The organism is Uliginosibacterium gangwonense DSM 18521, from assembly GCF_000373965.1.
Lineage (GTDB): Bacteria > Pseudomonadota > Gammaproteobacteria > Burkholderiales > Rhodocyclaceae > Uliginosibacterium > Uliginosibacterium gangwonense.
The window spans coordinates 103,011-125,584 of sequence record NZ_KB892835.1 but is presented as its reverse complement, the minus strand read 5'-3'; the positions used below and the strand labels follow the sequence as shown (position 1 = coordinate 125,584).

At 59.8% G+C, this 22,574-nt stretch carries 20 protein-coding genes; 16 read left to right on the top strand and 4 right to left on the bottom strand.

Translation table 11 applies throughout. The features are described from left to right. Positions 1–132: 132 nt before the first annotated feature. The 9 genes from gspG to B145_RS24275 are packed head-to-tail and all read left to right on the top strand — an operon-like array spanning position 133 to position 8,440. Positions 133–573, top strand: coding sequence for a type II secretion system major pseudopilin GspG (gene gspG / locus B145_RS0103390; RefSeq protein ID WP_018605186.1), 441 nt, complete (start codon positions 133–135; stop codon positions 571–573). Positions 574–602: 29 nt separating this feature from the next. Beyond that, positions 603–1,787, top strand: a complete 1,185-nt coding sequence (locus B145_RS0103385; RefSeq protein ID WP_018605184.1) for a type II secretion system F family protein — start codon at positions 603–605, stop codon at positions 1,785–1,787. After that, entirely contained in the window at positions 1,784–3,475 is a 1,692-nt protein-coding gene (locus tag B145_RS0103380; protein ID WP_018605183.1) for a GspE/PulE family protein, read from the top strand. Before B145_RS0103385 ends, B145_RS0103380 begins: the two co-directional genes overlap by 4 nt. Then, a complete protein-coding gene (locus B145_RS0103375) occupies positions 3,456–4,283 on the top strand; it encodes a hypothetical protein (RefSeq protein ID WP_018605182.1) in 828 nt (275 codons plus the stop codon). The genes B145_RS0103380 and B145_RS0103375 overlap by 20 nt, the downstream gene beginning before the upstream one ends. Next, positions 4,280–4,849 (top strand): PilN domain-containing protein, encoded by a 570-nt coding sequence (locus tag B145_RS0103370; RefSeq protein ID WP_018605181.1) that lies wholly within the window; start codon positions 4,280–4,282, stop codon positions 4,847–4,849. The genes B145_RS0103375 and B145_RS0103370 overlap by 4 nt, the downstream gene beginning before the upstream one ends. Next, the gene (gene pilO, locus B145_RS0103365) at positions 4,846–5,418 is read left to right on the top strand and encodes a type 4a pilus biogenesis protein PilO (protein WP_018605180.1); all 573 of its coding nucleotides are present in this window, start codon (positions 4,846–4,848) and stop codon (positions 5,416–5,418) included. Before B145_RS0103370 ends, pilO begins: the two co-directional genes overlap by 4 nt. Beyond that, entirely contained in the window at positions 5,415–5,990 is a 576-nt protein-coding gene (locus tag B145_RS0103360) for a hypothetical protein (RefSeq protein WP_018605179.1), read from the top strand. Before pilO ends, B145_RS0103360 begins: the two co-directional genes overlap by 4 nt. Further along, positions 5,983–8,034 (top strand): type II secretion system protein GspD, encoded by a 2,052-nt coding sequence (locus B145_RS27175; RefSeq protein ID WP_018605178.1) that lies wholly within the window; start codon positions 5,983–5,985, stop codon positions 8,032–8,034. The genes B145_RS0103360 and B145_RS27175 overlap by 8 nt, the downstream gene beginning before the upstream one ends. After that, positions 8,015–8,440: a type II secretion system protein gene (locus B145_RS24275; RefSeq protein ID WP_018605177.1), complete on the top strand. Its 426-nt coding sequence runs from the start codon at positions 8,015–8,017 to the stop codon at positions 8,438–8,440. The genes B145_RS27175 and B145_RS24275 overlap by 20 nt, the downstream gene beginning before the upstream one ends. 104 nt (positions 8,441–8,544) lie before the next feature. Here B145_RS24275 and prpR read toward each other — a convergent pair whose 3' ends face one another. Continuing rightward, positions 8,545–10,440, bottom strand: coding sequence for a propionate catabolism operon regulatory protein PrpR (gene prpR, locus B145_RS0103345; RefSeq protein ID WP_018605176.1), 1,896 nt, complete (start codon positions 10,438–10,440; stop codon positions 8,545–8,547). Between the two features lie 170 nt (positions 10,441–10,610). Between prpR and prpB the strand changes: the two genes are divergently transcribed. The 5 genes from prpB (at position 10,611) to B145_RS24270 (ending at position 16,767) form a co-directional block, all read left to right on the top strand. Then, entirely contained in the window at positions 10,611–11,507 is an 897-nt protein-coding gene (gene prpB / locus B145_RS0103340; RefSeq protein ID WP_026258788.1) for a methylisocitrate lyase, read from the top strand. Positions 11,508–11,570: 63 nt separating this feature from the next. Beyond that, positions 11,571–12,731: a bifunctional 2-methylcitrate synthase/citrate synthase gene (gene prpC / locus B145_RS0103335; RefSeq protein ID WP_018605174.1), complete on the top strand. Its 1,161-nt coding sequence runs from the start codon at positions 11,571–11,573 to the stop codon at positions 12,729–12,731. A 47-nt stretch (positions 12,732–12,778) separates the two neighbouring features. Further along, positions 12,779–14,230 carry a bifunctional 2-methylcitrate dehydratase/aconitate hydratase gene (locus tag B145_RS0103330; protein WP_018605173.1) on the top strand — a complete coding sequence of 484 codons (1,452 nt, stop codon included), beginning with the start codon at positions 12,779–12,781 and terminating at the stop codon, positions 14,228–14,230. A 46-nt stretch (positions 14,231–14,276) separates the two neighbouring features. Further along, complete coding sequence (locus B145_RS0103325; protein ID WP_281167652.1) at positions 14,277–16,235, top strand: propionate--CoA ligase; 1,959 nt, start codon at positions 14,277–14,279, stop codon at positions 16,233–16,235. 295 nt (positions 16,236–16,530) lie between these two features. After that, a complete protein-coding gene (locus B145_RS24270; RefSeq protein WP_018605171.1) occupies positions 16,531–16,767 on the top strand; it encodes a DUF2934 domain-containing protein in 237 nt (78 codons plus the stop codon). Between the two features lie 68 nt (positions 16,768–16,835). Here the strand turns inward: B145_RS24270 and B145_RS0103315 are convergent, their stop codons facing one another. Then, entirely contained in the window at positions 16,836–18,083 is a 1,248-nt protein-coding gene (locus B145_RS0103315) for an anion transporter (RefSeq protein WP_018605170.1), read from the bottom strand. A 288-nt stretch (positions 18,084–18,371) separates the two neighbouring features. Between B145_RS0103315 and B145_RS24265 the strand changes: the two genes are divergently transcribed. Further along, complete coding sequence (locus tag B145_RS24265; protein WP_018605169.1) at positions 18,372–19,796, top strand: efflux transporter outer membrane subunit; 1,425 nt, start codon at positions 18,372–18,374, stop codon at positions 19,794–19,796. Between the two features lie 13 nt (positions 19,797–19,809). Further along, positions 19,810–21,006, top strand: coding sequence for an efflux RND transporter periplasmic adaptor subunit (locus B145_RS24260; RefSeq protein WP_018605168.1), 1,197 nt, complete (start codon positions 19,810–19,812; stop codon positions 21,004–21,006). A gap of 61 nt (positions 21,007–21,067) precedes the next feature. Here B145_RS24260 and B145_RS0103300 read toward each other — a convergent pair whose 3' ends face one another. Then, on the bottom strand, positions 21,068–21,751 hold the full coding sequence (locus B145_RS0103300) for a cytochrome b/b6 domain-containing protein (protein WP_018605167.1): 684 nt from the start codon (positions 21,749–21,751) through the stop codon (positions 21,068–21,070). An 82-nt stretch (positions 21,752–21,833) separates the two neighbouring features. Beyond that, the gene (locus tag B145_RS0103295) at positions 21,834–22,400 is read right to left on the bottom strand and encodes a hypoxanthine-guanine phosphoribosyltransferase (RefSeq protein ID WP_018605165.1); all 567 of its coding nucleotides are present in this window, start codon (positions 22,398–22,400) and stop codon (positions 21,834–21,836) included. Between the last annotated feature and the right edge of the window lie 174 nt (positions 22,401–22,574).

Below are 22,574 nucleotides of genomic sequence, written 5' to 3'. Positions count from 1 at the left end.
TCCGATTATCGGGGCAGGATCAAAACACGTTTGAAAAAGTGCACGTACTGCACTAACGGCTGCTCATCTATGCGAACATTAGCGCTGCGTTTGCTGTGAGTATCCCACCCACAACCCAATCAGGATGCAAAAATGACTCAACACGTCGTGCGCAGACAAAACAAGACACCAAAAAGCGCAGGCTTTACCCTGCTGGAACTGCTGGTGGTGATGGCGATCATCGGGCTGCTCGCAGCCTATGTCGGCCCGAAATACTTTGCCCAACTGGGGAAATCCGAGCAAAAGGTTGCCAAAGCCCAGATTGAGTCCTTTGCCAAGGCACTGGATACCTTCCGTCTGGACGCCGGGCGCTACCCCACCACAGCCGAGGGTCTCAAGGCCTTGATGACCAAACCCGTGGATGCCCGAAACTGGAACGGCCCCTACCTGGCCAAGGAAATTCCGCTCGACCCCTGGGGCAAGGCCTATGTCTATAAGGCGCCGGGGACGCGCGGACGTGACTATGACATCATCTCCTATGGCAGTGATGGTCAGCCCGGCGGCACAGATACAGCCGCCGACATCATGAATTGAACCTTGGCATGCCATACAGGTAGCATGCGATGAAGTTCGAGATTCGCGCCCTAAGCCCCGACAACGCCGTGCAGACTTTGACCGTCGAAGCCGCAGATATGCCTGCTGCACGCAAGGCAGCCGAAGCCCAGCGCCTCAAGGTGGTCAGCATCAAGGCTCGCTCCGGGGGGCGCCTGCGGGCAAAACGCGGTGCGTTTTCACTGGTGATGTTCAGCCAGGAAATCGTGGCGCTGCTCGAAGCGGGCCTGTCCCTGGTCGAAGCCCTGGAGGGCTTGATCGAGAAGGAAAGCTCGCCGGTGGCGCGTTCGATCATGCAGGCGCTCATTTCCCGCGTGCGGGAAGGCTCGCGTCTGTCAGACGCCATCGCCATGCAGGAAGAATACTTCCCCCCACTGTTCGTGGGCATCGTCCGCGCCGCCGAACGTACCAGTGACTTGCCACAGGCATTGCGCCGCTACATTGACTACCAGACACGCCTGGATCAGGTGCGCAGCAAGATCATCAGTGCCACCATCTACCCTGGCGTGCTGCTGACGGTTGGCGGGCTGGTCTGCCTGTTCCTGATGACCTTTGTGGTGCCGCGTTTTTCAGCGGTCTATAAGGATAGCGGTCGTGACATGCCCTGGATGTCCAAGATTCTGATGTCCTGGGGGCAGCTCTTGGGGCAGCATACCGCGCTGGTGGCCGTTGTCGCCGTCTGCCTGCTGGCGCTAGTCGTGTGGTATATCCGCCGCAACAACCGTGAAGGCCGCTGGGCCATGCTGGCAAAAAAACTCCCCGGCATCGGTGAACGCGCCAAGATCATGGAACTCTCGCGCCTGTACCTCACGCTTGGCATGCTGCTTGAAGGCGGCATCCCGATTGTCATGTCTCTTGACATGCTATCCACATCGGTCTCCCCTGCCACCCGGCTACAACTGGCCGCAGCTCGCAGCGAGATCTCCAATGGCGAGATGGTGTCCTTTGCCTTTGAAAAACACGATCTGGCCACCCCCATTGCGCTACGCATGTTGCGGGTGGGTGAGCGCTCCGGCCAGCTTGGCACCATGTTGATGCGCTCGGCACAATTCTACGAAGGGGAAAGCGCACGTTGGATCGAGCGCTTCAGCAAAGTGTTTGAACCGGTGTTGATGGCCATGATCGGGGTGGTCATCGGCACCGTCATCGTGCTGCTTTACATGCCGATTTTTGATCTGGCGGGGTCCTTACAATGAAGAAGGAAGTATCGGGCCTGATTGAGCAGGAAACCATCATGATGGCCAGTCACTCTGCGCGCAAGTTTGGGCGTTCGGTGATGACTGAGCTTGAGGCCATGACCAAGCTGGATCAGCGTGAGGTTTTGCGGACGGTTGCCAAACGCTTCTCTTCCACGGTGATTGAAACAACCGAGATGCTGGACATGAAGCCAGCATTCGAAATTCTGCCGCTTGCCCGCGCCCAGCAGCGTGGCTGCGTCGTTCTACACGCCTTGAAGGATGGATCGAGCCGATTGGTGGCGGCAATCTCCGACCCTTTTGATACCGACCTTCAGGTCTGGCTGGATAACCTTGCAGGAACGGCACTGCAATACCGGCTGGCCCTGCAATCCGATATTCAGGCCTACCTGTCGCGCCAGGAAGAAACCATCCGCGCCATCGACAGCATGATCAGCACCGGCACGTCGAACAACCCGGAAGGCAAGACGCTGGAAAGCCTGAGCTACGCTTCAGTCAGCGATGCAGTCAGCCCGGCGGTGAAGTTGGTGAATTCCACCCTGTATGACGCGCTCAAACAAGGGGTGAGTGATATCCACCTGGAAAGCACGCCGACCGGTATGGTCTCCAAATACCGCATTGACGGCGTGCTCAACCTGGTCACGAATTTTACCGGTGTTGCCCTGGCTGAGCAGGTCATCTCCCGCATCAAGGTGCTGGCTGAGCTGGATATTGCCGAGCGCCGCGTGCCACAGGATGGCAGCTTCCGCGTGGAAGCCATGGGGCGGGAGATCGATTTGCGGGTATCCATCATGCCCAGCATCCATGGCGAGGATTCGGTGATCCGGATTCTCGACAAACAGGCCATGGTCGAAGCGCATGGCGGGCTGACACTGGACGCGGCCGGATTTGATCCGCATACCCTTTCGGTATTGCGCCGACTGGTGCAGGAACCGTATGGCATGGTCCTGGTCACCGGCCCCACCGGCTCGGGCAAGACCACCACACTGTATGCCGCGCTCACTGAAATCAACCAGGGGCGTGACAAGATCATCACCATCGAAGACCCGGTGGAATACCAGTTGCCCGGCATTTTGCAGATTCCGGTCAATGACAAAAAGGGGCTGACCTTCGCCCGGGGCCTGCGCTCGATTCTGCGTCATGACCCAGACAAGATCATGGTCGGCGAAATCCGCGACAAGGAAACTGCTGAAATCGCCGTGCAATCTGCGCTCACAGGGCACCTTGTGCTGACCACGGTGCACGCCAACAACGTGTATGACGTGTTTGGACGCTTCCATCATATCGGGGTGGATTTGTATTCCTTTGTCTCGGCCCTAAACGGGGTGATCGCCCAGCGCCTGGTGCGCCTGAATTGCACGCACTGCGCCGCACCTTATCAGCCCAGCGAGGCGGAACTGACCAATGCGGGTTTAAGCGCGGAAGCCGTCAAGGATTATCGCTTCATGAAGGGGCGCGGTTGTGGGGACTGCCGGGGTACGGGCTTCCGGGGGCGCCGTGCAGTAGCCGAGGTGCTGACCATGAACCCGGAAATTGCCGAATTGATCGTGGAGCGCCGCTCGGTGCGCCAGATCATGGAAGCGGCACGACGCAACGGTACGCGTAGCCTGTATGAAGACGCGCTGACCCTGGTGACCCGTGGCGAGACAACACTGGAGGAGGTACGGCGTGTCACGCTTGCGGCCTAAACACTTCTCCCTAGGGATCGGGGCAGACGACATCGCAATAGCCGACGTGGCCGAATCACGTCTGCTCACCACCCTGCCCATGCTGGATTACCTGACCGGTGCGAACTCCCCGGCCACCGCAGACTGGACGGCATTGATCGAAGCCGTGCTGGCCCAGACCGGCGAGGCGAAGGGGGGCGAACTCACCTGGACGGTGTCGGACGCCTGGGTGCGCTATTTCATGCTGTCGGTCCCCAGCGGCGTGAGCAGTCTGGCAGAACTCCAGGCGCTGGCCGCCGGGCGCTTTGAGAACCTATTTGGCGCGCCGCCCACTGGCTGGCAACTCGTGGCAGACTGGCAGGCCAGCGGCAACATCATGGTCTGCGCCCTGCCAGAACGCCTGATCGAAGTTGCTCACACCCTGGAGCAGACTGGCACGTGGCGAATCCGCTCAATCCAACCCTATGCAATGCGCCTGTTCAACCAATTCCAGGCGCAAATTCCGGCAGACTGCTGGCTGTGTGGATTTGCCCCGCATGGGGTGGTGGCAATCCTGCTTGAAGCGGGCGTGGTACGGCATGTACGGCGCTTCCTGTTTACCGAGGGTCTGGACGCTGAAACGGTACAAACCCGCTTGATCGGGGAAATGTTCCGGCTTGGCGTCACAGAGCCCCGCTGCATGTGCACGGTTGGCATGCTGCCGGAAATGCCCACCAATGGGCGAGTGGGCAAACTCAAACTGGTGATCCCCCAGCTCCCCAAGGCACTGCTCTTCCAGCCTGCCGAAACCGAGGCCGCCGCACTGGCCCAGCTAGGAGGGCTGGCATGAAGCCGCCGCGCATAGAATTTGCCCCCCACCGTAGCAAACAGGGGAATTTCATTTTCTGGCTCGTCCTGCTATTGGCGAGTGCCGGAGCGGTGCTAGGCGTGGTGATGGGTAACGTCTACGCCCACACCGCCAAAACCAATGAAGCTCAGGCCCAGGAACTGCTCGCCGAGCAGGACAGCCTGGATAACGCCGTCCGCCAACAGGAACAGATTCCTGCGGAAACCGTCGAATCCGTCAACGCGGCGGTACGCATGCTCAACTACCCCAGCATCGAACTGCTGGCCCAATTGGAGCGCCACGCCACCCCCAACGTGCAACTCATCTCGGTCGAACTCGGCCCGGTGCGCACCAACCTGCGTCTGGTCGTGCAGGCGGGTGCAGCAACCCAGGTGCTGGATTACATGGATGCACTCAAGCACGAACCCGGCTTTCATGACATTGCCCTGACGCGTCAGGAAGTGATGGAAGGCGCCAATCAGGGATCATGGCGCTTTACCCTGGAGGTGGCCCAGGCCGAAGCGGTTGCCCGCGCCACGGCCCCCACTCAGCGGAGGCGCGAAGAATGAAACCCATGCCCCGCCCCGATATGGGTCAGCTGCGTCTAAAGCTGGAGATCGCCTACTGGCGCCACGGCTGGCCCATGGTGGCCAGCGCCATTGCCGTTGTGCTGTGCCTTGCGGTCTGGCTGTTCTGGGCACCGGCCCAGATCAGCAGCGTTACCCGCAGCCAGGAACATCTGCAGGAGGCCTACAAGGTGGCTTCCAGCCAGAAAGGGAAAACCCGCCAGGAGCCCCCGCTGCAAGTCTTCAAGCGCCAGCTCCTGCGGCAAGAGGAAACAACAGCGCAACTGCGCCTGATCTTCCAGTTGGCCAGCAATGCCGGGCTGAGTGTCTCCCAGGTCGACATGCGGCGGCAGGTGGATTCTGCGGGTGTCTATTCCCAATTCCAGGTGGTATTGCCCGTCCGTGGCAGCTACCCGAACATCAAACGCTTCTGCTCCGACCTCATGCAAGGCATGCCCGCCTTGTCGATTGATCAACTCGTTATCCGGCGTGACCAGACGAGTGCCTCACAACTTGATGCCCAGCTTTCGCTGTCCATCTGGCAACGAGCGGCGGAGGGCAAGGCACCATGAGCAGCAAACAGCGCCTTCTGGTTCTTCTACCCATTATGCTGGTGGCCGCCTGGCTTGCCCTGTTTGGCGACAAGACGCCTTCGTCGGGGTCTGACGAAGGTGTTGTGACCCCCGTTCGCCACACACAGGCCGCAGAAAGCGAGCCCCAGCAAGCAGCAAGCACCACGAATGAAGTGGTCATCACCGGGCAGCTCGACAGCTCGCAAGTCATGCGCATGCGTGACCGCGCCTATCTGGCTGGCCTGGAAAACGCCGCCCAGGCAGACCTTTTCCCTGGCAGCGGAGCAGGGGAAGGGCAAGCCGCTCAGAGCGAAATCCCCCTGCCGACCCCGGAAGAAAGCGCGCCTGCCGTGGCCGCTTTTACCCTGATCGGCAGAATATATGACAATGGCCATTGGCAGTACTTCCTTGAGCACGATGGCAAAACCTATGTCGCACAAGTTGGCAGCGTAATGGATGGATTCAAGCTGCAAGCGGTGACCTCGACCGAAATCCGGCTGATACAGCTCTCGGACAAGACCAATATTGTCATCCCCTGGGATGGCGACAAGAAAGACTCTGCACATGACTAAGCGCCCGCATACGCATTCGATTGGACTCTGCCTGCTTGCCGCTTTCATGCTATGCGCATGCAGCATCACCCGCCCTCGCAACGACAAGGAAGCGCCAGCGGCTCAGACAACACCCGCGCAGACGGCTGAATCCTCAGCGATGGAATATCCCAACCTGGGTAACGAACCGAATACCACGGTAACGGGGCGCGACCGCTATGCCAAATACCTGAAAGAGCGTGCCGAAGCGGCCCTGGCGCAACGCCAGTATGACGAAGCGGGGCGTCTGTTCAAGCAGTTGGGGCGCATTCCCGGTTACGAGGCGCAGGGGCAGGAAGGCGTGCGCCGCCTGCCCGCCAACACCACCAGCACCACCAGCACCATTTGCCAACCGCCTGACCCGAAGAAACAGGTTGCAGTGTGCCAACCATATTCCAACAGCAGCGCCCAAGCAGGCAACCCTGGTGACATGGCACTCGGCAAGACCATTCTTGAAGACCTCACCCCGGCCCCGGTGGTAAACGATACAACCACCGCCCCCAGCGTGGCAGATTCCGCACCGGTTGCCGCCGCCCCTGCCAAGACCAAGTCTGCCACGCCTGCTCATGGCAAACAGAAAGGGGCCCCTGCCGCAGCCCAAACAGCGTCCGCCGAAGCGCCTCCCGAGGCGCCAGCTTCCAGCATCAAGGAAGACCCGCTGCAAAAACGCGTCACCCTGGAATTCAGGGACGCCTCCGTGCGTTCGCTCTTTGACGCCATCACCCGGGCTTCCGGCCTGAATGTGATCTTTGACCGCGACGTTTCCCCCGACATCAAAACCACGGTCTATCTGCGCAACACCACCATCAAGGCCGCTATCGACAAGATCGTACTGACCAGTGCCCTGGCTTGGCGCAAGCTGGATGAGAATACGCTCCTGGTCTATGCGGATGACACCAACAAGCAGCACGATTACCAGGCTCTGGTTATCAGAGGCTTCCAGCTTTTCAATGCCGATGCGAAATTCGTTGCCAGCAGCCTGAAAACGGTACTCAAGTTTAAAGATGTAGTCGTTGACGAAAAGCTCAACATGGTCGTGGTCCGTGATACCCCTGAAGCACTCGCCCTGGCCGAGAAGCTGATCGCGCTACACGACGTGCCGGAGCCCGAAGTGATGCTGGAAGTGGCCGTATTGCAGGTCGACAAGGGCAAGTTGAAGAGCCTTGGCGTGGATTGGCCCGGCGCCATGAGCCTGACCCCGCTGGCCCGCTCCCGCCCGACCGACACCGCGACCTCCAGTGATGGCAGCACTACAACTGGCAGGCTCACCCTACGTGATCTGTGGAACCTCACACCCGGCAGCCTGGGGATGGGATTGAGCAACGCAACGGTCAATTTCAGCGCCTCCAACAGCAATACCCAGATTCTGGCCAACCCCAGTATCCGTGTGCGCAACCGTGAGAAAGCCAAGATCCTGATCGGTGAGCGGGTTCCCAACATCAGCTCCAGCGTCACCTCCACCGGGGTCACCAGTGAGAGCATCACCTACGTGGACGTGGGGTTGAAGCTCGATGTCGAACCCCAGATCTATCCGGGCAACGAAATTGGCCTCAAGCTCGCGCTCGAAGTCAGCAGCATCAACAGCACGGTCAAGACCACCTCGGGCATCGTGGCCTACCGCATCGGCACACGTACTGCCGCCACAGTGCTGCGCTTGAACGATGGGGAAAACCAGATTCTGGGTGGGCTGATCCAGGATACCGACAAGAAGAGCACATCCAAGGTGCCCCTGCTTGGCGACATCCCCATTCTGGGCAGCCTGTTCAGCTCCGACAGCACGGAAAAGGACAAAACGGAAATCGTGCTTTCGATCACGCCACGGCTGGTACGTGGAAATCATCGCCTGTCACCAGAGGTTTCCGGCTTTGATGCGGGTACAATCAGCAGCGTGCGCGGGCGTCGCAATGATGCAGATGCCAGCAATGGCAACGCTTCGATGCCCGAAAGCAGCCCGGTACAGGCGCCTGTCAATCAGACCAACACTTCACAGCCTTTGCAAAACAACAATGCAGATGTGCCACGCTAGCCAACTTTCCAGTCACACACCTCAGGGTCAAGGCCGCAGGCATCGCGGCTTTACCCTGATTGAGATGCTGGTGGCGATGGCGATCCTGGCTATGCTGATGTCTTTGGTTGTTCCCAAATATTTTGAGAGCTTGGATCGGTCTAAAGACGCGGTGTTGATGGAAAACCTCAAGAACACGCGTGATGTGATCGACAAATTCTACGGTGACAATGGCCGCTACCCCGAATCCCTAGGGGAGCTGGTCGACAAGCGTTACCTGCGCAGCCTCCCTTATGACCCCGTCACCCAGAGCACCCGCACCTGGGTCATCACCCCGCCCGATCCCCCTGCCAAGGGGCAGGTCTACGATCTGCACAGTGGCGCACGGGGCAGTGCCAAAAGTGGTCGCCCATACGGCTCGCTGTAGGCGCTGCCGAATCGCCCCCGCATACACCCGTTCGCCGCACTGACCGCCTCCCGAAAGAGGGTGGCACTTATCACAAAGAACCCGACACTGGCGTGTGACCAACCCTAGCGCTTGAGTTTTCGCCACAAGGTGGTGCGGCTGATATTCAGGCTGCGTGCCGCTTCGGCAAGATTCCCCCCGCATGCCTGCAAAGTTGCTTCCAGATGGCAGCGTTCAGCTTGTTCGCGGGTTTGGCTGAGGCTTTGCACAGCACTTGAGGCTGGTTTTGCCGTACTGGAAGATAATTCTGGCAGGATCATCTCCAGCGTTTCCGGCAGCAGCCCTTCCTCCTGATCCTGCGACACCGCCAGCAGGCGCTCCAGCATGTTCTCCAGCTCCCGCACATTGCCAGGAAACGCGTAACCGGAAAGTGCCCGCAGGAATGCTTCCACCATTTCCCGGCCCGGCATCTTCAAGCGTTTGGATTGACACAACCCCTGCAACACGGCATAGGCCAGTCGCGAAATGTCCTCACGGCGCTCACGCAAGGCAGGGGTATTCAGACGCAGGCCGTTGAGGCGGAAGTACAGGTCTTCACGAAAACGCCCTGCGGCCACTTCCTGGGACAGATCGCGGTGCGTCGCAGCAATGATGCGGATATCAATGGGAATAGCCTCGCGCCCGCCAATACGTACCACCTCACGCTCCTGCAACACACGCAACAGGCGCACTTGCAACACCGCTGGCATATCGCCGACTTCATCCAAGAACACCGTGCCATGATGGGCCGTTTCCAATAACCCGGCACGTCCGCCTTTGGCCGCGCCGGTAAAGGCCCCCTCCTCGTAGCCGAATAACTCTGCTTCAAGCAGACTTTCCGGCATGGCGGCACAATTGATCGCCACAAAGGCCTCTGCATAGCGTGGGCTGGCGTTATGGATGCCCTGGGCCAGCAATTCCTTGCCGGTGCCGGATTCCCCCTGGATCAGTACCGTCAGATCGATTGCCGCAAAGCGTTGCGCCAAAGCACGCAGCACACAGATGGGGGGCGATTCACCGGACAAATCCGATAGCATATGCCGCGCCCGCAGGCTACCACTGCGTGAGGCCATGCGGAGCGTGCGCCCGGCACGCTCCACAGTAGAAGCCTCCTGCAAGGTCAGCACGGCAGCTACGTTCTCACCCTCCAGAGCCAAAGGCTGCCACTGCGCCAGCAGGCGCCGATCCCCGATGCTGACAACCTCCCTGGCATACGCCTTTGGCATATGCACGCCCGGCAGGGCACCATGCAAGGCGGCCCCTAGCAATTGCGGCTCCATCTGCCCCAGCAAATCGCAGGCGGCGCGGTTGACCTGGGTGATTGTGCCATCGGCATCCACCGTCAGCACCCCTTCAGCCAGACTCGCCAGGATGGCTGCCAGTTGAGCCCGCCGCGCGGCCTCCCCCACCCGCAGGCGGGCCACTTCGATGGCCTCTTCCAGCGCCTGACGGGCTGACTCCTGCGAATAGATCAGGATTGCGGGCATCCCCAACGCTTCGGCAGCCTCCACCACCAGGCTCGGGCCAATCACCACCATGGCGCCCGCCTCGCGCAGGGCCAGCACCTGCTGGCGCACTTCCCGCTCATCCCGGTAGCGCCGCAACAACAACTCAAGCTTGAGCAGACGGCTGAAATCTGCCAACTCAGTGCTGACCGCCTCGTAACTCACCATGCCGACGCGCCCACCGAACTCGGCTGCGCGCAGCAGGGCGCTCATCATGTCCTGCCCGGTCACGCCGACAAGTACTACGGGATAATCCAGGGCCCGTCGCAAGGCGGCACCGTTCGATCCCGCCCCGATGAACACATCCACCGCACCCCGATCAATCAAGGCTTGCGCCTGGGCCTGCGCATCGCTAAAGCGCCGGTTTTCCACCACCAGTTCAATGCGGTCTACAAAGTCCACCGCCACGGATTCGATAAGTTGTGCCAGGCGCGAAAAACCTAGCACACAGAGACGATACGGACGTGGAGGGGCCATGATGGGCTCCGTGCAATTGAAGTTTCAATATTGAAACATTAGTTTCTTTCTTGAAACTTGCAATTGCAACACTCACCTTCCTCCTTCAATAAAAACAATCACTTAAATCAAATCATGGTATTGGCATGGGGATTGCACCCTGGCAGACACCCACAGCAGAGGAAGCCAACATGTCCGCACCCAGCCCCGGCCAAAAATTCCGCGCCGCACTCGTCAACGAAAAACCCCTGCAGATTCCTGGCGCCATCAATGCCAACCATGCCCTGCTCGCGCAGCAGGCAGGTTATCGGGCCATCTATCTTTCTGGCGGCGGCGTGGCCGCTGGCTCGCTTGGCCTACCCGATCTGGGCATCAGCAATCTGGAAGACGTGCTCATCGATGTCCGCCGCATCACCGACGTCTGCGGCCTGCCACTACTCGTCGACGCTGATACGGGGTTCGGCGCCTCCGCCTTCAATGTGGCCCGCACCACCCGCAGCCTGATCAAGGCCGGGGCAGCCGCCATGCATATCGAAGACCAGGTCGGCGCCAAGCGTTGCGGGCATCGCCCGAACAAGGAAATCGTCAGCAAGCAGGAGATGGTTGATCGCATCAAAGCTGCCGTAGATGCGCGCAGCGATGAGAGCTTTTTCATCATGGCCCGTACCGACGCGCTGGCAGTCGAGGGCATGGAAGCTGCCATCGATCGTGCCATGGCTTGTGTGGAGGCGGGTGCCGATGGCATTTTCCCAGAGGCGATGACCGAGCTGGGGCAGTACCGCCGCTTCGTGGCTGCCGTCAAGGTGCCGGTGCTGGCCAACATCACCGAATTTGGCGCCACCCCGCTCTTTACCCGCGAAGAGTTGGGCGAAGCCGGTGTCGCCATTGCGCTCTACCCGCTATCGGCCTTCCGCGCCATGAACAAGGCTGCGCAAAACGTCTACACCGCATTACGCCGCGATGGCACGCAACAATATGTCATCGACACCATGCAGACCCGCAAGGAACTGTATGACGCCATTGGCTACTGGGATTACGAAGCCTATCTGGATACCCTTTTTGCCAAGCACAAAGTCAGCGCTGTGTAATCCATACCATTCAATCTGCAACATAGAGCAGGCCCACCTGCCCACACCAACAGGAGACCCAACATGGCCGAAGCTGCCGAAGTTGTCACCACCATCAAACCGAAAAAATCCGTTGCGCTGTCTGGCGTGCCCGCAGGCAACACCGCGCTGTGCACAGTCGGGCGCAGTGGCAACGACCTGCACTACCGTGGTTATGACATTCTTGATATCGCCGAAGCCACCGAGTTTGAAGAAATCGCCTTCCTCCTCATTCACGGCAAGCTGCCCACGGTGGCTGAGCTTGCCACCTACAAGCACAAGCTGCAGATGCTGCGCGGCCTGCCCAACTCGGTGCGTAGCGTGCTGGAGAACCTGCCCGCCTCCACCCACCCGATGGATGTGATGCGCACAGGGGTATCGATGCTGGGCTGCCTGCTGCCGGAAAAGGAAGATCACCACGCCTCCGGCGCCCGTGATCTGGCCGACCGCCTGATTGCCTCCATGGGCTCGATGCTGATCTACTGGTATCACTTCAGCCACAATGGCAAACGCATCGAAACCGAAACGGATGACGCCTCGATTGGGGGGCACTTCCTGCATCTGCTGCACGGCCACAAGCCCTCCAGCCTGTGGGTACGCGCCATGCATACCTCGCTGAACCTGTATGCCGAACACGAATTCAACGCATCCACCTTTGCGGCAAGGGTGATTGCAGGCACGGGCTCGGACATCTATTCGGCCATCACCGGTGCAATTGGCGCTCTGCGCGGCCCCAAGCATGGGGGCGCCAATGAGGTCGCCTTTGAAACGCAAAAACGTTATGACTCCCCCGATGAAGCCGAAGCCGACATCCGCCGCCGCGTCGCCAACAAGGAAGTGGTGATCGGCTTTGGGCACCCGGTCTACACCATTGCAGACCCGCGCAACAAGGTCATCAAGGAAGTGGCCCGGCGGCTCTCCATTGACGCACGGGACACCAAGATGTTCGCCATTGCCGACCGCCTGGAAGCGGTGATGATGGATGCCAAGAACATGTTCCCGAATCTGGACTGGTTCAGCGCGGTGAGCTATCACATGATGGGGGTGCCCACCAACATGTTCACCCCGCTCTTCGTGATTGCGCGCACCACGGGTTGGGCCGCACACATCATCGAGCAGCGTATCGACAACAAGATCATCCGCCCAAGCGCTAACTATGTAGGGCCGGAAGACCTGCGCTTCGTCCCCATCGAGGAAAGACGCTGAGCCTTACCCATATCAAATAACAACAACTTGTCTGCCAGGAAATCAACATGAGTGCCCACATCTCCAATACCCGCCCGGAACCTGATCAGGTCCTCGTCGATATCGTCGACTATGTGCTGAACTACCGCATCGACAGCAAACTGGCCTATCAAACCGCCCGCAACTGCCTCATCGACACCCTGGGCTGTGGCCTGGAAGCGCTGGAATACCCTGCCTGCACCAAGCTGCTTGGCCCGATTGTGCCCGGCACCGTCGTCCCCAACGGAGCCAAGGTACCCGGCACCCAGTTCCAGCTTGACCCGGTGCAGGCCGCTTTCAACATCGGGGCGATGATCCGCTGGCTGGATTTCAATGACACCTGGCTGGCCGCAGAATGGGGGCACCCTTCTGACAACCTAGGTGGCATACTCGCCACCGCCGACTGGGTCTCACGCAATGCCGTGGCGGCAGGCAAGAAACCGCTGACGATGCGCGACGTGCTTACCGGCATGATCAAGGCCCATGAAATCCAGGGCTGTATCGCGCTGGAAAACAGCTTCAACAAGGTGGGGCTGGATCACGTGCTGCTGGTCAAGGTCGCCTCAACGGCTGTCGTCGCCCAGATGCTCGGGCTGAGCCGTGATGAAATCATCAACGCCGTCTCACTGGCCTGGGTGGATGGGCAAAGCCTGCGCACCTATCGCCACGCACCCAATACCGGCTCGCGCAAAAGCTGGGCAGCCGGGGACGCCACCAGCCGCGCAGTACGTCTGGCCCTGATGGCCAAGACCGGGGAGATGGGTTATCCCTCCGTTCTCACTGCCAAGACCTGGGGCTTCTACGACGTGTCCTTCCGGGGCCAGCCTTTCCGCTTCCAGCGCCCATACGGCTCGTATGTGATGGAAAACGTGCTTTTCAAGATCAGCTTCCCCGCGGAATTCCACAGCCAGACCGCCGTGGAATGCGCGATGACGCTCCATCAGCAGCTCAAGGCAAGCGGCAAGAATGTCGATGACATTGCCAAAATCACCATCCGCACCCATGAAGCCTGCATCCGCATCATCGACAAGCAAGGCCCGCTCAACAATCCGGCTGACCGTGACCACTGCATACAATACATGATCGCCATCCCGATCATCTTTGGCCGCCTGACGGCTGCAGATTATGAAGACAACATCGCCAACGATCCCCGCATTGATGCCCTGCGTGCCAAGACCCACTGCGTGGAAGACCCGCAATTTACCGCCGATTACCACGACCCGGACAAGCGCAGCATTGCCAATGCACTGACCGTGGAATTTACCGATGGCAGCAAGCTTGACGAGGTGGTCTGCGAATACCCCATCGGCCACAAGCGCCGCCGTGGCGATGGCATCCCCTTGCTGGAAGCGAAGTTCCGCACCAACCTCGCCCGCCGCTTCCCCAAGAAGCAGCAGGACGCCATTCTCGCCGCCTCGCTTGATCAGGCCACACTCGAAGCGATGCCGGTCAATGAGTACGTTGATCTTTATGTCATATAGTCACTCATGATGGGACGCCAGCCCCACAGGCTGGCGCCGAACACAATTGAGACGGGTCGCAGAACCTGCCACACCAACGAGGAGAGACACCATGGAACCAGCGACCACGCTGCGCGAGTTTCACCAATGGTCCATCACTGACCGCGACGGCTTCTGGCGGGAACAGGCCAAGCTGATCTATTGGCATAAACCCTTCAAGCAGGTACTCGATTACAGCCACCCTCCGTTTACGCGCTGGTTTGTGGGGGGTGAGACCAACCTGTGCTACAACGCCATTGACCGCCACCTGGACACCCAGGCGGATAAGCCTGCACTGATCTTCGTGTCCACTGAGACAGGAGTCGAGCGCACCTACAGCTTTCGCCAGTTGCATCAGGAAGTCATGCGCATGGCGGCCATCTTCCAGCAGCTTGGCGTGGGGCGTGGTGACCGGGTGCTGCTCTATATGCCGATGATCCCCGAGGCCGTTTTTGCGATGTATGCCTGTGCGCGCATCGGCGCCATCCACTCGGTGGTGTTTGGCGGCTTTGCCTCCCACAGTCTTGCCAGCCGCATCGATGATGCGGGGCCCAAACTCATCGTCTCCGCCGATGGCGGCATGCGTGGCGGCAGGGTGATTCCCTACAAACCCGCGCTGGATGAAGCCATTGAACTCTCCTCCCATAAACCCACCCACTGCCTGCTGATTGACCGGGGGCTCGCGCCCATGGCCCGCACGCAGGGCCGCGATGTGGATTACGAGCCGCTACGCCAGAAGCATTTCGGTGCATCCGTGCCCGTCACCTGGCTGGAATCCAACGAAGTCAGCTACACCCTGTACACCTCCGGCACCACCGGCAAGCCGAAGGGCGTGCAGCGTGATGTGGGCGGATATGCGGTGGCGCTGGCTGCTTCCATGAAGCACATCTATTGTGGCAACGCAGGGGAAACCTATTTTTCCAGCAGCGATATCGGCTGGGTGGTCGGCCATTCCTACATCATATACGGCCCCTTGCTGGCAGGCATGGCCACGATCCTCTTCGAGGGCACCCCGATCTGCCCGGACGCGGGCATCCTGTGGCGGCTGGTGGAAAAGTATCGCGTCACGGTGATGTTCTCTGCACCCACAGCCATCCGCGTGCTCAAGAAACAGGATGCGGGCTGGCTCAAGAAATATGACACCTCCTCGCTCCGGGCGCTTTTCCTCGCGGGTGAGCCGCTGGATGAACCCACGGCGCGCTGGATCACCGAAGGACTGGGGCGGCCGGTGATCGACAATTACTGGCAGACCGAGACCGGCTGGCCGATTCTGACAGTCGCCCACGGCGTCGAGAAGACGCCACCCCGCCTGGGCAGCCCCGGCATGCCCATGTATGGTTATGACGTTCGCCTGCTCGACCTGGAAACAGGCGAAGAAGTCGGCCCCAACCAGAAAGGGGTGGTTGCCATCGTCCCGCCCCTGCCGCCGGGCTGCCTGCAGACTGTATGGCGGGATGACAAACGCTTTGTGAGCACCTACTTCTCAACCCTGCCCGGCAAGCAGGTCTATTCCACCTTTGACTGGGGCATTCGGGATAGCGACGGCTACACTTTCATCCTGGGCCGTACCGACGATGTGATCAATGTGGCCGGACATCGCCTGGGGACGCGGGAAATCGAGGAATCCATCACCAGCCATCCGGCCGTAGCTGATTGTGCCGTCGTGGGCGTGTCCGACCCGATCAAGGGCCAGGTGGCCATGGCATTTGCCGTGTTGCGTGACACCAAGCGGGGACAAAGCGCGGAAGATCGGGCCTTGCTGGAAAAGGAAATCATGACGCTGGTCGACAAGCAGCTTGGCGCTGTTGCCCGCCCAACCCGTGTCCACATCATCGATGGTCTGCCCAAAACCCGCTCGGGCAAGGTGCTGCGCCGCTCCATCCAGGCCATTTGTGAAGGCCGCGATCCAGGCGACCTGACCACCATCGAAGACCCCGGCGTACTCGAACAGATCCGCAAGGCAACCGCCATCAGCATTGCTGCCTGAGCGGATATGCCGCCCTCTGTGCATGTTGGGCCGCCTGACTGCCCAACATGCCAGGAGCAAGTCTGTGAGATCAACGGCTCCCGATCCTCGTCACCGTCACCGTCAGCGGCCAAACAGGGTTCCACGTTGAAAACCTTATCTGCCCGCAAATGCTTGGGGATCGCAACTACGGACGGTTGCGATACAGAACATCATCTCAGAAGCATCCCGCACAGGAGGGTATGTTTGCGTACCTGGCTATTTCCAGTTGTTAAGCTGCTCTAGGTTTTAGAGTCTTACTTCAGGAGTAAAAAAAATGAAAGCAAAGAGCGCAACAGTGGCCAAATCAAAGGCCCACAGCTCCGCCAAACCCGAAGGCGGAGTCGGCACCACGCAGGCGGAATCCCTCCCCAGCCCTTGCCAGCTTGAACAATTGATTGCGGAAGAAGCGTATTACCTTGCTGAACAGCGTGGTTTTGCGCCAGACAATGATCTGGCCGACTGGCTGCAGGCCGAGGCCAATGTAAAGGGCAGATTGGGCCTGATACATTGATGGATACCATGCCCAGACCACCTTACTGTTAGCCTGGGCATGGTTTGACCGCGTTTATTTGTTTTGCATTACAGCCACCAGATGCCCAGCAGGATGGTCAGCACTGTCAGCGGTGCGCCGACCTTGAAATAGACCCAGAAACTGATGCGGACGCCTGCCCCCTGGGCGCGTTGTGCCACAATCAGGTTGGCTACCGACCCCACCAGGGTAAAGTTGCCTGCAAGCGTAGAGGCCATGGCTACCACCAACCATGCGCGCTGGGGATCAGCCAGATTGGCCAGGAAAGGTTTGAGCACAAGCACGGCAGGCACATTGCTGACCAGATTCGAGAGAACCGCCGTCACCCCTGCCAGCACCCCCACCCGATCCAGATGCTGGTTGGCCACGGCTGCAATCATGCCGGGGGTGAGCGCCACCCGCTCAAACGCGGCAACCACCACAAAAAGCCCTGCAAACATCACCAGCAGGGGCCAGTCGATCTCCTGATAGACCTTGTGCGCCTTGATACGGCGGCTGAACAGCATCAGGGCGCCCCCGAGGATGGCAACCTTTGCGACAGGGTGGCCGGTCAGGAAGAGTGCCACCATGCCAGCAGTCACCAGCAGAGATTTGCTGGCCACGGCAAAGTTATAGCGCACGGCCTGATGCGCCCTCGGCGCAAAGGCTTCCCGGCTCAGGAATTCCTGACGATAGATCAGCGCGATCATGACGACCGTCAGCACCAAGCCAACCAGTGCAACCGGGGCCAGTTCCGCGACAAAATGCCCATAGGGAATACGCGACAGGCTGCCGATGATCATGTTCTGCGGGTTGCCAGTAATGGTGGCGGTGCTGCCCACGTTGGAGGCCATGGCGACAGCAAGCAGGTAAGGGATGGGGTTGCGCTTGAGCCGCAAAACCACGTCCAGCACCAAAGGCGTCATCACCAGGCAGATGGTGTCATTGACCAGGAAAGCCGAGAATATGCCAGAGACCAGCACGATGGCAGATAGCAATACAATGGGATAACGTGCGCGTGTCACCACCCATTCATTGACCAGCAGAAAGAACCCCGATAGGCGCAGGTTGGCAACAATGATCATCATGCCCAGAAGCAGCGCAAGGGTATCGAAATCAATGGCCGCATAGGCGTCTTCCAGCGACAGTACCCCCAGCCAGACCATCAGGCTTGCCCCCAACAGCGCCGCCCCGGCACGATCTAGGTGATAGCCGGGCAGCTTGCCTACGGCAATAAAGAGATAAGTCGCAATAAAAATGACATACGCACTGACGGTGACTGCATCGTGACTGAGCAGCTCGGCTGGCAGGAGGGACATCAATGACTCCGTTGCTCTACAAATTAGGGGCACAAGCGTGCTTGCCCGGATATTACACGCTGCGCCCCAGCCAAGTCTGCGCACAGTGGCAATGGAACCAATTTCGCGCTGGCTTGCCGAATGGCGGCGCATGGCATGCGGAAGCGCCTTGCTTGTTGCAGCTTGCAGCCGCCATGCAAACGCGTGTAGAAAGACACATTGCGTCTTGCGGGCCTCGCCCCGACGCCCGGAAAAGGATCAAGAATGTTGAGCCGTATCGCTCCCCAAGCCAGATGGAGCATACTCTGTGTGCTTTTTGCGTTACCAGGATGCGTCACCCTGGGGCCGGACTACAAGCGCCCGGTCTTGCCGGAATCGGATGTCCCCACCCAGTGGACATCCCCCGCCGACACGGCCAAGAACACTACAGCCCAGAAGGCGCAGTGGTGGTCCGAACTCTCGGACCCTGCGCTGAACCGCTTGGTGGCCGAAGCCTTTAACAATAGCCCCACCCTTGAGGCAGCGGTCGCCAAACTGAACCAGTCACGCTCGCTGCACGCCCAGGCCAAGGCGGATGGCGGCCCTACGGTAAAAGGCACTGGCGGTGCGGAGCGGCAGGTGGATGACTCCTCCGGCACGCCGTATAACGATTCATGGCTGTCGATGAACTCCTCGTGGGAGCTGGACCTGTTTGGCTCCGTCCGGCGCGGCAAGGAAGGCGCATTGGCGCGTGAAGAAGTGCAGCAGGCCTCCCTGGCCGATGCGCGGGTGAGCCTTGCTGCCGACGTGGCAGATGCCTACCTGAACCACCGCGCCTGCCAATCCCATCTGAGCCTGAGCGAGCAGGACGTGGCCTCACGCGAGGCAACCGAGAAGCTGACCGCCGCCAGTGTGGACTCCGGCTTTACCGCCCCCTACCTGGGTATCCGCAGCAAGGCGTCCGTTGCAGACGCCAAAACCAGCCTTGCCTCGACCCGGGCACAATGCCAGCAACTGGAAAACCTGCTCACCCGCCTGACCGGAATCACCCACCCCACCCTGATGACAGTTCTGGCAGAAAAGCCCACCGGGCTGGATCGCCTGCCCGAGCCAAAACACTTCACCGTGGCGATTCCCAGCCAAGCCCTGTTGCAGCGCCCGGATATCCGGGCGGCGGAGCGACGGCTTGCCGCCGCATCGGCAGACATCGGCGTGGCCGAGGCAGACCGCTACCCACGCATCTCGCTCAGTGGTGCGCTGGGCTATTCCGCCACGGGCACCAGCAGCGGGGGCATCTTGTCGTTTGGCACCTGGTCCTTCGGCCCTTCGGTGAGCCTGCCCATTTTTGATGGTGGCCGCCGCAAGGCCGAAGTTGAAATCGCCAAGGCCCGGTATGAGGAATCGCTGGCCAGCTTCAAGTCCAAGACCCGTAGCGCCATCCAGGAGGTTGAAGATGCGCTCACCAGCTACGCAGCCACCCACGAGCGGGCGCAAAACGCCCTCACTGCTGCTGACCAGTACAAGCAGTTTTTTGCTACCGTAGAGAATCGTTACCGTGAAGGTGCGAGCAACCTACTGGAACTGGAAGACGCCCGACGCTCGATGTTGGACGCCCAACAGACACTGCTCAGCGTCCAGAAGGAACGATTGCAGGCATGGATCGCCCTGAACCGCGCAACCGGTGGCGGGGCGCAATATGCCCCGGATACAGCGGCCAAACCCCAACTGTCCGCAACCACCACATCACCCCAGTAATCCGACACCCGCCATGCCAAGCATTCAAACCTTGCCACACCCCCAAAAAGGCATCGCCAAGCAGTTCGCCCTTGCCCTGTCTTGTATCGCCATACTCTGTATGGCGAACACCACGCCCGCGCAAACCCTGGCTGCAGCCACGCCGGCCACAGTCGGGGCCAAAGATGGCGTAGCACCTACCGTTTTGCGCAGCGTGTCGCTCATCACCCCGAAAATCGAAGCCTGGCCCGACCAGATCGACGCACATGGCAATATCATGCCCTGGCAGGAGGCACGGGTAGACTCCGAGATCGCCGGGCAGCGCCTGATCAGTGTATTGGCGAATGCGGGGGATATCGTCAAAAAAGGGCAAGCCCTTGCCAAACTTGACCCGGCGAGCGTAGAAGCCGAGCTGGATGCCGTCAACGCCCAACTGATGGAGGCACAGGCTGCCTACGCGCAAGCCCAGGCCACCCTAGAACGGGCCAAGCGCCTAGCGCCCTCCGGCGGGGTCAGCCAGCAGGAATTGACCCAATACGAAACTCAGAAGCAGACTGCCCAGGCGCGCCTGAACGCCATCCAGGCCCGCGTCAAGACGCAACAGCTCAAGCTGGATTCGCTGACGCTGCTCGCCCCGGACGATGGCGTGATTTCCTCCTGCACGGCGGTGGAAGGGACGATCGTTCAGGTGGGCACCGAATTATTCCGCCTGATCCGCAAGGGGCGGCTGGAATGGCGGGCAGAAATCAAGGGCGAGACGCTCATCAAGCTCTCCGCCGGGCAGGAGGTCACAGTGCAAAGCCCGCAAGGGCTGGAATTCACGGGCCGCGTGCGCCAGCTCTCCCCGACGATTGATCTGAAGACCCAGACGGGGCTGGCCTACATTGATCTGCCCACCGATACCAACTTTAAGGCCGGGCTGCACCTGTCGGGCACCCTGACCATCCAACGTAACGCCCTGGTACTACCAGCCGCCGCCGTGCAACACCGGGGTGACCGGGATCAGGTGTTCATTGTTGGCAGCAACAACAAGGTCAAAGCCATCCCGGTACGCATTGGCCGCGTGCAGGATGAACAGAAGGAGATCACGGCCGGACTCAACGTGTATACCAAAGTGATCGGCAGTGATGTAGATAGCCTCAAGCCTGGAGAAATCGTCACAGTACAGGAGGCGGTGGACAAATCGTCTGCTGCACAGAACACCACGCCAGCGGAGAAAAAACCACTCTGAGCTGTCCGTAAAAAAGCCGACCTGAGGGTCGGCTTTTTCATGTTGATCGGCAATCGAACGCTCAAAGTTTAGTCACCACATACCACACCACGGCTACCGCAACCGCCAGCACGGCAAGCCCGAGGAAGACAGAGCCGCCCTTGGCCTCTTCGGCCACCTGCCCGGCAGGGATAGCCTTGCTCCCGGTCAGCATGGGGGTGACCAGATCGTCCCGCTTCACAAAGCGATAAAACAGAATGGCGGCAAGGTGCAGGCCGATGAGCGTGAAAATGATCGCGGCGTTGGCTTCGTGCAGCTTGCCCAGCAGGCTTGCAGTGGATTCGCTGACGTACTTGAACAGCGGCCCTTCAAGCAGCACTTCATCGGTGATGAACAGGCCACTGACAGCCTGAAAGATCAGCGCAGCAAGGATCGCCAACACCGACAGGGCGCCCAGCGGGTTATGCCCCAGGGAAGGCTGGGGATTGGTTCTGGCTGTTTTCAAATAGGCCAGGATTGCAGCGGGCCCACGCACAAAGCTCGTAAAACGCGCGTGCGTGCCGCCGACAAATCCCCAGATCAGGCGGAAAATGAGCAGCGCCAGCACGGCAAAACCAAAACGTTTGTGCCACTCCATACCGTTGTCGATCTGCTCGGCAAGCTCCACGCAGATGATCGCCCCGCTCACACTGATCAAGAGCAGCCAGTGGAACAGGCGCAGGGGGATGTCCCATAAACGGATCTTGCGGCTTGGGGTATTGCTCATGAGGTGCTCTCCTTGTTGGGGTTATCTGCCTATGATTGCAGAAAGTCCCCCGAACAAGAATAGTCCTCAGAAATGAGCCGGATCAATGACCCTTCAGCGCATAGATGCCGGGAGCGTTGCGCCAGTAGCCCTTGTAATCCATACCGCAGCCGAAGAGGAAACGGTCGGCCACATCCAGGCCGGTGAAATCGGCACGCATGCCGGGGTAGGCCTTGCGGTCATGGAGCTTATGGACGAGTACGGCGGAGAGGACTTCGTCGGCACCTTCCTTCTTGAGGTGTTCCAGAATGGCTTGCAGCGTCCAGCCTTCGTCCAGAATATCGTCGAGTACCAGCACCGTCCGGCCACGCAGATCCTGGGTGGGGCGCACGCGCCAGTCCAGCAGGGCACCATTGAGCTTGTGACCATAGCGAGAGGCATGCAGATAGGCCACTTCCAGCGGGAAAGGGAGCTTGGGCAGCAGGCGCCCAGCCAGCACAAGGCCACCATTCATCACAGCGAACACCAAGGGGTCCTTGTCCTTGAGGCACTCCGTGATCTGTCCGGCCAGGACTTCAAGTGCACGCTCTACCTGACTGTCGTCGACCAGACAATCGGCCTCGTCCATGGCACGTTGGACTTCCTGAATGATTTCGTGCTTGCTGCTCATGGCAGTAGTGCTCCCAATTTGGAAAGCAAGCGATTCTAGCGCGGCTCACAACTAAGAAAATGATTTTGCGCAGGAAAATTCAACGAAACCCAAGTTTTCCCGATCCACACACTTCTTTCTGCCACTGCACTGGGCATAGAGCCTGCTCTTTGACTATAAACAGCAGTAGCCCTC